The organism is Candidatus Pseudomonas auctus, assembly GCF_048654275.1.
Taxonomy (GTDB): Bacteria; Pseudomonadota; Gammaproteobacteria; order Pseudomonadales; family Pseudomonadaceae; genus Aquipseudomonas; species Aquipseudomonas pharyngis.
The window spans coordinates 563,474-576,800 of the sequence record NZ_JBJYZK010000001.1; the positions used below are offsets into that span (position 1 = coordinate 563,474).

10 protein-coding genes are annotated in these 13,327 nt (G+C 61.2%); 7 read left to right on the forward strand and 3 right to left on the reverse strand.

Features of this window, described 5'->3' with window-relative positions; genetic code table 11:
* Positions 1–53: 53 nt before the first annotated feature.
* From ACKUG4_RS02540 to ACKUG4_RS02550, 3 genes are all read left to right on the forward strand, one after another.
* Entirely contained in the window at positions 54–1,742 is a 1,689-nt protein-coding gene (locus ACKUG4_RS02540; protein WP_445433341.1) for a polyurethane esterase, read from the forward strand.
* Positions 1,743–1,842: 100 nt separating this feature from the next.
* Positions 1,843–3,696, forward strand: coding sequence for a polyurethane esterase (locus ACKUG4_RS02545; protein WP_445433342.1), 1,854 nt, complete (start codon positions 1,843–1,845; stop codon positions 3,694–3,696).
* Between the two features lie 159 nt (positions 3,697–3,855).
* Positions 3,856–4,230 carry a hypothetical protein gene (locus tag ACKUG4_RS02550; RefSeq protein ID WP_064596542.1) on the forward strand — a complete coding sequence of 125 codons (375 nt, stop codon included), beginning with the start codon at positions 3,856–3,858 and terminating at the stop codon, positions 4,228–4,230.
* A 59-nt stretch (positions 4,231–4,289) separates the two neighbouring features.
* On the opposite strand, the gene ACKUG4_RS02555 is transcribed toward ACKUG4_RS02550, so the two are convergent.
* Positions 4,290–4,514: a YgdI/YgdR family lipoprotein gene (locus tag ACKUG4_RS02555; protein ID WP_039768348.1), complete on the reverse strand. Its 225-nt coding sequence runs from the start codon at positions 4,512–4,514 to the stop codon at positions 4,290–4,292.
* A 195-nt stretch (positions 4,515–4,709) separates the two neighbouring features.
* Between ACKUG4_RS02555 and ACKUG4_RS02560 the strand changes: the two genes are divergently transcribed.
* The 4 genes from ACKUG4_RS02560 to ACKUG4_RS02575 are packed head-to-tail and all read left to right on the forward strand — an operon-like array spanning position 4,710 to position 11,219.
* The gene (locus ACKUG4_RS02560; protein ID WP_445433343.1) at positions 4,710–6,362 is read left to right on the forward strand and encodes a VRR-NUC domain-containing protein; all 1,653 of its coding nucleotides are present in this window, start codon (positions 4,710–4,712) and stop codon (positions 6,360–6,362) included.
* Positions 6,359–8,677: an ATP-dependent DNA helicase gene (locus ACKUG4_RS02565; protein ID WP_445433344.1), complete on the forward strand. Its 2,319-nt coding sequence runs from the start codon at positions 6,359–6,361 to the stop codon at positions 8,675–8,677. The genes ACKUG4_RS02560 and ACKUG4_RS02565 overlap by 4 nt, the downstream gene beginning before the upstream one ends.
* A 10-nt stretch (positions 8,678–8,687) precedes the next feature.
* Entirely contained in the window at positions 8,688–10,628 is a 1,941-nt protein-coding gene (locus ACKUG4_RS02570; protein ID WP_445433345.1) for a hybrid sensor histidine kinase/response regulator, read from the forward strand.
* Positions 10,629–10,682: 54 nt separating this feature from the next.
* Positions 10,683–11,219 (forward strand): hypothetical protein, encoded by a 537-nt coding sequence (locus ACKUG4_RS02575; protein ID WP_064596549.1) that lies wholly within the window; start codon positions 10,683–10,685, stop codon positions 11,217–11,219.
* Positions 11,220–11,230: 11 nt separating this feature from the next.
* Here ACKUG4_RS02575 and ACKUG4_RS02580 read toward each other — a convergent pair whose 3' ends face one another.
* Together ACKUG4_RS02580 and ACKUG4_RS02585 are read right to left on the reverse strand one after the other, a co-directional pair.
* On the reverse strand, positions 11,231–12,607 hold the full coding sequence (locus ACKUG4_RS02580) for a cation:proton antiporter (RefSeq protein WP_445433346.1): 1,377 nt from the start codon (positions 12,605–12,607) through the stop codon (positions 11,231–11,233).
* 48 nt (positions 12,608–12,655) lie between these two features.
* Entirely contained in the window at positions 12,656–13,267 is a 612-nt protein-coding gene (locus ACKUG4_RS02585) for a Yip1 family protein (protein WP_445433347.1), read from the reverse strand.
* Positions 13,268–13,327: the final 60 nt, after the last annotated feature.

Genomic DNA, 13,327 nt, shown 5'->3' on the forward strand with positions numbered 1-13,327 from the left:
TAGCGGCAGTTCTTTCGAGAACTGCCGTTTTTGAAAGGAAGAGAGAGCACAACATGGGATTGTTCGATTACAAAAATGCCGACGGCAAAGCGCTGTACAGCGACGCCATCGCCCTGACGCTGTATGCCTACACGCCGACCGGGCAGGCCTTGCCCGGCACTGGCTGGAAGCCGATCGGCGCCACGGCGCTGGGCTATCAGGGCAAGGTCGGGGCGCAGGGCACGTTTTTCGGCGAGAAGGACGGCTTCACCAGCGCCGAAGCCGAAGTGCTCGGCAAGTACGACGCCGCGGGCAAGCTGATCGGCATCGGCGTGGCCTTCCGGGGCACCGGCGGGCTGGGTTACAGCGACACCTTCGGCGACATGAAAAACAACCTGCTGGCCGCCATCGGCCCGTCGGATTACGCCACCCAGTACGCGAAAAACGCGTTCGACAACCTGCTGAAATCGGTGGCGGCTTTTGCCATTGCCCACGGCATCGCAGCCAAGGATGTGCTGATCAGCGGCCACAGCCTCGGTGGTCTCGGGGTCAACAGCGTGGCGGAGTTGAGCGCGAGCAACTGGGGCGGGTTCTTCAAGGACGCCAACTACATTTCGTTCGCCTCGCCGACCCAGAGCAGCACCGGCACCAACGTGCTGAACATCGGTTACGAGAACGACCCGGTGTTCCGCGTGCTCGACGGCACCACGTTCAGTACCGCGTCGATGGGCAAGCACGACAAGCCGCACGACTCGACCACCGACAATATCGTCAACTTCAACGACAACTACGCGTCCACCGCGCAGAACCTGGTGCCGTTCAGCATTGCCAATCCGCTGAACTGGTCGGCCCACAGCTCGCTGGGGTATGCCGACGGCCTGAACCGGGTGATCGCGTCGAAGTTCTACGGCCTGACACATAAGGACTCGACGATCATCGTCTCCAACCTTGAGGAAGTATCGCGGGGCAAGACCTGGGTCGAGGATCTGGGCCGCAGCGGCGAGCCGCACACCGGCAGCACGTTCATCATCGGCACCGACAGCGGTGACTGGCTCAAGGGCGGAGCGGGCAACGACTTCCTCGAAGGTCTGGGCGGCGATGACCGTTTCCGTGACGACGGCGGTTTCAACATCCTGCTCGGTGGCCAGGGCCACAACACCTTCGAACTGCAAAAGCCGCTGCAGAACTTCAGCTTCGCCAACGACGGCGACGGCACGCTGTACGTGCGTGACGCCTACGGCGGCATCAGCATGACCCGCGACATCGGCGCGCTGGTGAGCAAGGAGTCGGGTTCGTGGTGGGGCAGCAAGGAAATTACCTGGACCGTCACCGCCAAAGGCCTGGCCAACGGTGCCGAACTGACCCAGTACAACCATTCGCTCAGCGGCGGCGCCATGGGCGACACCCTCAAAGCCACCGCCGACGGCGACTGGCTGTTCGGCCTGGGCGGCAACGATCACCTGCAAAGCGACAAGGCCCACGTGACCTTCGTCGGTGGCGCCGGCAATGACGTGATGAGCGCGGTGGGTGGCAACAACACCTTCCTGTTCAGCGGCGCCTTTGGCTTCGACGCGATCAATGGCTACCAGGGCAGCGACAAACTGGTGTTCATGGGCGTCGAGGGTGCAGGGCAGGGCTACGACTACAAGCAACACGCGTCGCAGTCCGGAAGCGATACCGTGCTGAAGATTGGCGACTTTGCCGTGACGCTGGTCGGGGTTGGTGTGGCTAACCTGTCGGATTCGAGTTTCGTCTTCGCCTGACAAACGAAAGTTGTACTGAAATGCTCCGGGGCGCCTCGGGAGGGGCGTTCTGGTTGTGAGCTATCTCTGAACAATTCCAACAAAGAGAGAGGCAACAGCAATGGGTGTGTATGACTACAAGAATTTCGGTACGGCGGAATCCAAGGCGCTGTTCAGCGACGCCATGGCCATTACGCTGTATTCCTACCACAACCTCGATAACGGCTTTGCCGTCGGTTATCAGCACAACGGCTTCGGCCTCGGCTTGCCGGCCACGCTGGTGACCGCGCTGATCGGCGGCACGGACTCCCAGGGAGTGATCCCCGGCATTCCGTGGAACCCCGATTCGGAAAAAGCCGCACTCGACGCGGTGAAAAAAGCCGGCTGGACCCCGATCACCGCCGCGCAACTGGGTTACGAGGGCAAGACCGACGCGCGCGGCACCTTTTTCGGTGAAAAGGCCGGTTACACCAGCGCACAGGTGGAAATCCTCGGCAAATACGACGCTCAGGGCCATCTGACGGAAATCGGCATCGCTTTTCGCGGCACCAGCGGCCCGCGGGAAATCCTGATCGGTGACTCCATCGGCGACGTGATCAGCGACCTGCTCGCCGCGTTCGGCCCCAAGGATTACGCCAGGAACTACGTCGGCGAAGCCTTCGGCAATCTGATGAACGATGTGGTGGCGTTCGCCAAAGCCAACGGCCTGACCGGCAAGGACGTGCTGGTCAGCGGCCACAGCCTGGGCGGGCTGGCGGTCAACAGCATGGCGGACTTGAGCACCAGTAAATGGGGTGGGTTCTTCCAGGATTCCAACTACATCGCCTACGCCTCGCCGACCCAGAGCAGCACCGACAAGGTGCTCAACGTCGGCTACGAAAACGATCCGGTGTTCCGCGCCCTCGACGGCTCGACCTTCACCGGCGCCTCGCTCGGCGTGCACGACGCGCCCAAGGAGTCGGCGACCGACAACATCGTCAGCTTCAACGACCACTACGCCTCGGCGGCGTGGAACGTGCTGCCGTTCTCGATCGTCAACATTCCGACCTGGATCTCGCACCTGCCGACCGCCTATGGCGACGGCATGAACCGGGTGATCGAGTCGAAGTTCTACGACCTGACCAGCAAGGACTCGACGATCATCGTCGCCAACCTGTCGGATCCGGCGCGGGCCAACACCTGGGTGCAAGACCTGAACCGCAACGCCGAAACCCACAAGGGCAGCACCTTCATCATCGGCAGCGACGGTAATGATTTGATCCAGGGCGGCAGCGGCAACGATTACCTGGAGGGCCGCGCCGGCAACGATACGTTCCGCGATGGCGGGGGTTACAACATCCTGCTCGGCGGCTCGGGCAACAACACCCTGGAGTTGCAGAAGTCGGTCAATAGCTTCGACTTCGCCAACGACGGCGCCGGCAACCTGTACATCCGCGATGCCAACGGCGGGATCAGCATCACCCGTGACATCGGCAGCATCGTCACCAAGGAGCCGGGCTTTCTCTGGGGCCTGTTCAAGGACGACGTGACCCACAGCGTCACGGCGGCCGGTCTTAAGGTCGGCAACAACGTCACCCAGTACGAATCGAGCGTGAAGGGCACCGGCGGTGCCGACACCCTCAAGGCCAAGGCCAGCGGAGACTGGCTGTTCGGCCTGGACGGCAACGACCATCTGATCGGCGGGACGGGCAACGACGTATTCGTCGGCGGCGCCGGCAATGACCTGATGGAGTCGGGCGGCGGGGCGGATACCTTCTTGTTCAGCGGCGCGTTCGGCCAGGATCGCGTGGTGGGTTACACCGCCAACGACAAACTGGTGTTCCTCGGCGTGCAGGGCGTATTGCCCAACGACGACTTCCGCGCCCATGCCACGGCGGTGGGGCAGGACACGGTGCTGAAATTCGGCGCTGATTCGGTGACGCTGGTCGGGGTTGCGTTGAACAGCCTGAGTGCCGACGGGATCGTGATCGCCTGACGGCAAGGGTGGGGAGGGAGCGCATTCCCTCCCCATATCAAAAGTGACTCACCAACCACTCCCTGACTCCAATCCCTGCACCAACAGGAAATGCGGCCTAAAGCCATGACGTCGACGTTCGTCATTCAAGGGCTGCCAACGAGTACAGGAGATTCACACGTGAAAGGTTTCAAGGGGTATATCGGTGTTGCGGGGCTTGTGCTGCTGTCGGCCAATGCCTGGGCCGATCTGCCTCACAGCTCGATTCTGAGCCGCTATGGCGTGACACCCGATCAACTGCCAGAGCCGGCCAAAAGCGAAGACGCCAAACCCGTCGAAGAAAAAAGCCGCTTTCATATCCAGCCCGAACAACCGTTCGTGACGATTCGCATCGGCGAAGACCATGAGCCGGAAATGACCGGAAATCTGAGCATCGACCGCATGGCGCAACAGGAGCGTCAGCGCTGCCAGCGCTTGCAGGAAGAACTGGTTCGCCGTGGCGAGCGTCCCTTCAGTTGCGACGGCTCACTCCCGGGCATGGCGTTACCACGCTGATGAATGCAAAAAAGGCTGCGATCCCATAGGGTTCGCAGCCTTTTTTGATGTTTTATCCGTCAGTCTTCTTTGCGCACCGTGGCCACTTCGTCGGCACGTACGCGGACTTTGGCGCCTGAAATATCCTTGAACTCGTAGAAGCCATCCTCGGTTTTGGTATCGGGCATGTCTTCGGTCAGGTACTGGGTGCCGTTCTGCAGGGTAACCACCGTCGGGGTCGAGCAACCCGCCAGGGTCAGCAGGGCCGCAACAGCCAAAGGGATCCCGAGAGTCTTGATTTTCATAAGCAGCATTCCTGTTCATTTCGACCATTGTCGGCCTCTAACGCGGTTGGTGCCATTACGCCGGGAAAAGTTCGATGGCCACCTGAAAAAAACCGCAATGAAGGTGCCACTGATCCTTTTCCGTTTGCGCCCGCCGGGACAGGCTGGTATCTGTACGCATAACCAGTACTCGCTTGCCATGGCCCCGAATCTACCGTGACTGCCAATCCCCTTGACGACCCGTTCTATTACCTCAACAACTTCCGCCAGGTGCTTGATTGGCTTGAGCTTCGCTACGCCGATGTCATGAGCGAAACGGAACATGCCTTCATTCGCGACTTCAAGGCGCTGCCGCGTCCGTCCCAGGGTTTGCTGGTGCGTATGGTGATGCGCAAGGGTGTACATTTCCGGGCCAGCAAGCTGAATTACACGGAAATCGGCGACATCGCCGAAGCGGCGCAACCACTGCTGGAGCATGGCTGGCTCGATGAACAGGCACCGTTGACGATGGTGGAGCTGTTCGAGGTGTTGCTGAAGGCGGAGCTTCTGCAAGCCTTCGGCCCGGCCATCGACCAGCCTAAAAGCAAGAAAGTCGACTGGCTGCCGCTGCTGCACGAACAATTCCCCGAGCCACGCAGTTTCCAGCAATGGTGTCCGGCGCTGGCGGATCGGCTGTTCAGCCTGACGCTGATGGACCTGTGTGATCGTTTTCGCCTGATGTTCTTCGGCAACCTCTATCAGGACTGGTCGGAGTTCGTGCTCGCCGACCTTGGCATTTTCACCTACGAAAAAGTCGAATTCAGTGCCGATTCCCGTGGCTTGCGCAGCCGTGCCGACGTCGATGCGTGCCTGTTTCTGCACAACTGCCAGCTGTATTTCGAAGCGGGCGAACCACTGGAACCGATCGTCGAACAGGTCGCCGCGTTGCATTTCGACAACCCGTGGCTGCAACGCCGGCGCGGCAAACTGTTGTTCCAGATCGGCCAATACTGCGAGCGCATCGGCGAGTTTGCCCTGGCCCTGAAGATCTATCGCGATTGCGCCTATCCCGGCGCCCGATTGCGGATGATCCGCGTGCTGGAGCGCAGCGCCGAATACGCGCTGGCCCTGGAACTGGCGGTCATTGCCGAGCAGGCGCCGGAAACGGCCACCGAACAACAGGGCCTGCAACGGCTGGTGCCGCGTTTGCGGCGCAAGCTCGGCGGCCCACCGATCAAGCGCACGGCGCCCGGCCTGGTGGAGCGGCTGGATCTGCACCTGCCGCGCCTCGATCCGGCGTTGTCGGTGGAATATCACGTTCAGGCGCACCTGCACGAAGAAACGGGCCCGGTGCATTACGTGGAAAACAGCCTGATCAATTCATTGTTCGGCCTGTTGTGCTGGCCGGCGATCTTCGCGCCATTGCCGGGCGCATTCTTTCACCCGTTCCAGCGCGGGCCGGTGGATTTGCTCAATGAAGACTTCCAGCTCCGACGCGCCGAGCTGTTCCAGGCCTGTCTGGCCGAACTCGACGATGGCCGTTATGCCGACACCATCCGCGCGCGGTTCACCACCAAATGGGGTGTGCAGTCGCCGTTCGTGTTCTGGGGCGCGCTCAATGAAGAACTGCTGGAGCAAGCTTTGGCCTGTCTGCCGGCCGAACACCTCAAGCACTGGTTCAGCCGTCTGCTGCTGGACATCAAGGCCAATCGCGCCGGCATGCCCGACCTGATCCAGTTCTGGCCGCAGCACAAGACCTACCGGATGATCGAAGTCAAAGGGCCCGGCGATCGTTTGCAGGACAACCAGCTGCGCTGGCTGGAGTTCTGCAACACGCATCGGATGCCGGTCGCCGTGTGTTACGTGCAATGGGCGGAGCAGGGCGCTTGAGCTACAGCATCGCGGTGCGGGCGCTGTGCGAATTCACCGCAAAAACCGGTGACCTCGACTTGCGCTTCACCCCGTCACCGACCGCGCTGGAGGGCATCGCCGGGCATCGCACGGTGGCGTCCCGACGCAACGACGCCTACCAGAGCGAAGTGGCGCTGGAGGGCGCATTCGGGCCGTTGAAGGTCAAGGGCAGGGCGGACGGCTACGACCCGACGCAGAACTGCCTGGAAGAGGTCAAAACCTACCGCGGCGACCTGAGCAAGCAGCCGGCCAATCACCGTTCGTTGCATTGGGCCCAGGCGAAGGTCTACGGCTGGTTGATGTGCTGTCGATTGCAGCTTCAGCAGATCAATCTGGCGCTGGTGTATTTCGACATCGTCACGGAAAAGGAAACCTGCCTGGTCGAGGTTTTCAGCGCCGAAGCGTTGCGGCAGTTCTTCGAACAACAGTGCGGTTTGTTCCTGAAGTGGGCCGAACAGGAAATGGCTCACCGCGAAGCGCGCAACCGGGCGGCGCAGCAGTTGGGTTTTCCTCATGCTGCCTTTCGTCCCGGTCAGCGTCACCTCGCCGAATCGGTGTTCAAGGCCGTCAGCACCGGCCGCTGCTTGATGGCCCAGGCCCCGACCGGGATCGGCAAGACTCTCGGCACCCTGTTTCCGATGCTCAAGGCCCTGACGCCGCAGAAACTGGACAAGGTCTACTTCCTCACCGCCAAGACGCCCGGACGCAAACTGGCGCTGGATGCAGCGCAAGTGCTGTTCGATCACAGCGAAACCCTGCCGCTGCGGGTGCTGGAAATGGTCGCCCGGGACAAGGCCTGCGAACACCCGGACAAGGCCTGTCACGGCGAATCCTGTCCGTTGGCCCAAGGCTTTTACGACCGTTTACCCGCCGCCCGTGAGGCTGCCAGTCAATTGCGCCTGCTGGATCAGACCGCGCTGCGAGAAGTCGCGACGCAACACGCGGTGTGTCCGTATTACCTGAGCCAGGAAATGGCCCGCTGGGCCGACGTGGTGGTGGCGGACTACAACTATTACTTCGATTTCAGCGCGCTGCTGTTCGGTCTGGCCCAGTTCAATCAATGGAACGTTGCGGTGCTGGTGGACGAGTCGCACAACCTGGTCGAGCGCGGGCGGCAGATGTACAGAGCCACCCTCGATCAGGCGACACTGGGCAGCGTGCGCAAATCCGCGCCCGAGGTCTTGAAGAAGTCGTTGCAACGGGTCAATCGTGAATGGAACGCGCTGCACAATGACCAGTTGGCGCCGTATCAGGCCTACGACAAGGCGCCGGAAAAACTGCTGCAGGCGCTCTCATCCTGCACGGCGAGCATCGGCGACTACCTCAACGATCACCCGCAAGGGCTCGACAGCGGATTGCAGAACTTCTACTTCGAGATGCTGCAGTTCGGTCGGGTAGCGGAACTGTTCGACGCGCATTACCTGTTCGACATCAGCAAACGCGATCTCGAACGCAAACGCCCGTTATCGCAACTGTGCCTGCGCAACGTGGTGCCGGCTGCATTTATCGGCCCGCGCCTGAGCGCGGCACGCAGCAGCGTGCTGTTTTCCGCCACCCTCAGCCCGCGCCACTATTACGCGGATTTACTCGGCACGCCGGCTGACACAGTCTGGATCGACGTCGAGTCGCCGTTCAGCGCCGAACAATTGCAGGTGCAGATCGTCAGCCGGATTTCCACGCGTTTCACGCATCGGCAAGCGTCGCTGGAACCGATTGTCGAGCTGATCGCCCGCCAGTTCAGTGAACGTCCGGGCAACTACCTGGCGTTCTTCAGCAGCTTTGATTACCTGCAACAGGTCGCGCAGTTGCTCGCCGAGCGGCACCCACACATCACCCGCTGGCAGCAATCCCGCGGCATGGCCGAAGGGGCGCGGCGGGATTTTCTCGATCAATTCACCGCCGACAGCCAGGGTGTCGGCTTCGCGGTGCTCGGCGGCGCGTTCGGCGAAGGCATCGATCTCCCCGGGGCGCGGCTGATCGGCGCGTTCATCGCCACCCTCGGGCTGGCCCAGCTCAACCCGGTCAATGAACAGATGAAGCGCCGTATGGCGGCGATCTTCGGTGCCGGCTACGACTACACCTATCTTTTCCCCGGCGTGCAGAAAGTGGTGCAGGCTGCCGGGCGGGTAATCCGCACCCAGCAGGATCGCGGCGTGGTGATGCTGATCGATGATCGCTTCGCCGAAAGTCGCATCAGGCAGTTGTTGCCGCGCTGGTGGCATCTCGATCACACAGAAGACGCTGTCCATTCCCCCGGTTTGACGCATACTCCTGTCATTGAGAATTTGCTTTGAGCCAAGCCTGATGAGCGAGAACAAGAAGTCCGCTGCAATCGAAGACATGCGCTTTCGTTTGCTGATCGATGCGGTGGTCGATTACGCGATCTACATGATCGACCCCGAAGGCATCATCACCAGCTGGAATTCCGGCGCCAAACGCTTCAAGGGTTACGAAGAAGCGGAAATCCTCGGCGAACACTTTTCCCGGTTCTACACCGATGAAGATCGCGCCAACGGTTTGCCGCAGCGGGCGCTGGACACGGCGATCCGCGAAGGTCGGTTCGAGGGTGAGGGCTGGCGGGTACGCAAGGACGGCACGCATTTCTGGTGCCATGTGGTGATCGATCCGATTTACAGTCCGAGCGGGCAACTGCTCGGGTTTGCCAAGATCACCCGCGACCTGACCGACCGCAAGATGGCCGAAGAAACCCTCAAGCAGAGCGAACAGCAGTTTCGCCTGCTGGTGCAGGGCGTTAGCGACTACGCGATCTACATGCTCAGCCCGGACGGCCGCGTGTCCAACTGGAACCCTGGTGCGCAGCGGATCAAGGGCTACAGGCCGGAAGAGGTCATCGGCCAGCACTTTTCGATGTTCTACACCCCTGAAGATCGTGAGATCGGCGAACCCCAGCGCGCTCTGGAAACCGCCGCGCGCGAGGGCCGTTTCGAGAACAAGAGCTGGCGTTTGCGCAAGGATGGCACGCGCTTTCTGGCGCATGTGGTGGTCGATGCGATACGCGGAGACACCGGCACCTTGCTCGGTTTTGCCAAGATTACCCGCGACGTCACCGAGGCTACCCAGGCACAACAGGCACTGGAGAAAACCCGTGAAGCGCTGTTTCAGGCGCAGAAAGTGCAGGCCATCGGTCAACTCAGCGGCGGCATTGCCCACGACTTCAACAATCTGCTGACGGTGATCCTCGGTAATCTGGAGATCGTGCGCAAACGTGTAGGCGACGACCCGAAGGTCAGCCGCCTGCTGGAGAACGCCACTCAGGGAGCATTGCGCGGCGTATCGCTGACCCAACGCATGCTGGCCTTCGCCCGGCGTCAGGAGCTCAAGACCGAACCTGTCGACATTGCGAAGCTGGTGCAGGGCATTACCGGGCTGCTGCGCAGTTCGCTGGGGCCGGGGATCCGCATCGAAACGCAGTTTCCCGAAGACCTGCAAGCGGTGCTGGCCGACAGCAATCAGCTCGAACTGGCGGTGCTCAACCTCGCCACCAACGCCCGCGACGCCATGCCCGAGGGCGGCAGCGTCACCATCAGCGCGGAACCTGAAGTGGTCATCGAACAAAACGATTCGACGCTCGCGGCCGGGCGCTATGTCTGTCTGCGGATGACCGATACCGGGGAAGGCATGGACGCTGATACGCTGGCGTCGGCAACCGATCCGTTTTTCACCACCAAGGGTTTGGGCAAGGGCACCGGCCTGGGATTGTCGATGGTCCATGGCTTCATCGAACAACTGGGCGGCCGGTTCTTTCTGAAAAGTATCAAGGGGCAGGGCACCACTGCTGAGCTCTGGTTACCGGTCGCCCTAGACGGAGTCGCGACCCAATCGTCTGGCACGATGGTGTCCACCGTTACAGTGCCGCGCCTCAGCGTGCTGGTGGTGGATGATGACAGTCTGGTGCGTACCAGCACCGTCCTGCTGCTGGAAGACCTTGGCCATCGGGTGATCAGCGCCTCCTCTGGTACCCACGCGCTTGAGCTGTTTGACCAGGGAGAGGTCATCGACCTGATGATCACCGACATGGCCATGCCGCATATGAGCGGCGCGCAACTGGCTCATGCCGTGCGTTTGCTCAAGCCGGATCTGCCGATCATTCTCGCCACCGGCTTTGCCGAACGCCTCGAAGGCTTCGCAGCGGGGTTGCCACGGCTGTCGAAACCGTTCAATCAGATGAATCTTGTAACGATTATTGCCCAGACGATGAAACGAACCGGGGCTGAATCCGGCTGAACTTGTCCGCGACGGGGCGGCTCCAAACGCTTTGCCTTTCGGAGCGTTCGTACCGTGCCTCGCATACTGACCCAACCGACCGCCGAAGAAACCCTGACTGAACACAACGCGAAGATGTTCGGTTCACCCAAGGAACGACTGGATTTCTACCGCCGGGAAATCCAGTACGAAACCAGCATCCTAGCCAACCGAACCGACGCCTATCTGGCCGCGCAATCGTTTCTGGTAATTGCCTTTGCGTCCTGCATGGCCAACCTCAACCCGGAATGGGGCAAGCTGTTCACCCTGGTGGTGCCGCCGTTTCTGGCGTTACTCGGGCTGCTCAGTTCGCTCAACGCCTGGCCGGGGATTCGCGCCGCCTACGACATCATCGATCATTGGCACTACAAACAAAGTGAATTGCTGCGCAGCGAACCCCTGATGGGCCTGGCTTATGACGAATCGCCGTTATTCAGCGAAATGGAGTCGAGCCACAAGGGGTATCGCAAGTCATTGTTGTTTTCCATTCGTACGCCGTGGATCTTTGCCACGTTCTGGATGTTGCTCGGCAGCTATGCCTTCTATATTCAGGTGACCAATCCGGGAGGATGAACGACACCCCGCTATCGAGCCCGGTCATCATGGCCGGGCTTTTTTCGCCCGTTTCGGTTCTTGCGCCGCTCATAGCTGGCGAGGATCGGCTGGGTGCTGACGCCGTGCAGCAGAATGCTCAGCGCCACCACCGACAGGGTCAGGTCGGTACACAGCGCGCCCACGCTGTCGCCTAGTCCATGGTTCAGTGCATAGAAGAGGTAGAACAGACTGCCGATACCGCGAATACCGAACCAGCCGATCAATAACCGTTGGCGCCCCGCGAGCAGCGATCCCCACGGCATCAACCCCACGCAGACCGGGCGGATGACACAGAACAGCACGCCGCCGACCAACAGCGCCCGCCAATCCCAGTGACTGACCAGCACCACGCCCAGCAGGGTAACCAGAAACACTTCCATCGCCCGTTCCACCAAACCGCCGAACGCGAGCATGTCGCCCATCATGATGCCGGCTGCCACCTGACTGTCTTCCAGCCGCTCGGTATCGCCGTGCACCGCCTGCTGCGGCTCGACGTTCTGATGACCGACCACCGGTTGCACCATGTGTTCGGCGGGCGGTTGGTGGGCGCCGGTGGATTTGACTTCCTCCTGACGCAAGCCAAGGCCGGCGGCGAATACCGACAGAAAGCCGTAGCCACCAATGGATTCAGCCACGACATACGCCAGCGCAATCAACGCCAGGGCCAGATAGTCATTGGGGCTGAGGGTGCTGTCATCGTTGCGAATGCGCAGCGACAAGGTGAGTCGACCGATGCCACGGCCCATCCAGTAGCCGCAAAGCAACCCGACCGGAACCGCCCACAAAAGGCTGCGCAGTACCCAGTCGGGCCACTCGGCGGCAAACCCTTCACCGTGCAGCAGCAACAGCCCGAGGATCACGAAGGGAAATGCAACGCCGTCGTTGAGCCCGGCCTCGCCGGACAGGCCGAAACGCACGCTGTCGACGTCCCGCGCATCGTTGACCTGCACCAGCGCCGCGAGCACCGGGTCGGTCGGAGCCAGAATCGCTCCGATCAACAGCGAAGGGCCCCAATTCAGATCCAGGCCAAAATGCAGCAACAGGCAGACGCCAATGATCGTCAGCACCATCACCGGGCCCGCCAGACCGAATGCAATCCGCCAGCGTTTGTCGCGCAACGGCAACCGCAACTTCAAACCGCAGACGAACAGGGAAAACAGCACCGCGACTTCGGTCAGGTGCTCCATCCACAAAGAGGCTTCGTCCAGCGGCAGTTTCAGCAGATCGAGCCCTGCAGGCCCGATGCCGACGCCCAGCAGCAAGCAAACAGCCGAGGTCGTGACCGGCATCCAGCGCAGGTACGACGATGTCAGCGCCAAGGTCAGCAGCACGGCACCGAGCACCGCCACCCAGATGATGAAGCTCATGACGCGCGGCCCGTAAGGTCAGTTCGATGCCGCCCCGACATGATCGGCCTAACCTGCAGTCGTGCGCAGGTATTCCGGCGTCAGCACGTTGAACCACAGCAGGATCATCGACACCAATAACGTCACCAGCACCAGCAGCGCCACACCCCAGACACTGGCCGAGTACAACAGGCCCTGTTCCTTGCGCTCGTGCATGAAGGTCGGCAGGCCGACGAACAACAGGAATGTCGAATAGATCGATGCAGCGCCGAGCACCAGCACCGCCAGCCACCGGCTGGGATACAGGCCGGCGAGACCGGCGATGAAAAACGGGGTGACGGTGTACGCAGCGAAACCGATGCACTGGTTGAGTGTCGGCCGGGCATCGAAGGTACGCGACATCCAGCGGATGAAACCGCCAATGATCGCCACGCCGAACACGATGGTGATATAGAGCAGGACACTCAGCTGCAAGGCGCTGGCACTGCTGAGCCTCACGGTTTCACCCACTGCCAGGCTCCAGCCGACATACGTGGTGCCAATGAACAGGCACACCGCCGGGACGAGGGCCAGCAACAGCAGGTGAGCAAGGTAATGACGCGGATGTGCCTCTTCTTCGCGGCGGATGTCGGTCCAGGCAAAGTTCGGCTGGGTGAAGAGTTTGATAATAGGCGCAGACATGACGACCTCCTGATCTCTTGCAACCCGAACGGGCCATGAAGGTATGGAGAGGTCGCCGTG

Bases quoted from the DNA above. Each gene is read 5' to 3' on its own strand.
- ACKUG4_RS02555 (WP_039768348.1), bottom strand. From the start codon at position 4,514: ATGAAAATCAAGACTCTCGGGATCCCTTTGGCTGTTGCGGCCCTGCTG.
- ACKUG4_RS02570 (WP_445433345.1), top strand. From the start codon at position 8,688: ATGAGCGAGAACAAGAAGTCCGCTGCAATCGAAGACATGCGCTTTCGT.
- ACKUG4_RS02545 (WP_445433342.1), top strand. From the start codon at position 1,843: ATGGGTGTGTATGACTACAAGAATTTCGGTACGGCGGAATCCAAGGCG.
- ACKUG4_RS02540 (WP_445433341.1), top strand. From the start codon at position 54: ATGGGATTGTTCGATTACAAAAATGCCGACGGCAAAGCGCTGTACAGC.
- ACKUG4_RS02580 (WP_445433346.1), bottom strand. From the start codon at position 12,607: ATGAGCTTCATCATCTGGGTGGCGGTGCTCGGTGCCGTGCTGCTGACC.
- ACKUG4_RS02585 (WP_445433347.1), bottom strand. From the start codon at position 13,267: ATGTCTGCGCCTATTATCAAACTCTTCACCCAGCCGAACTTTGCCTGG.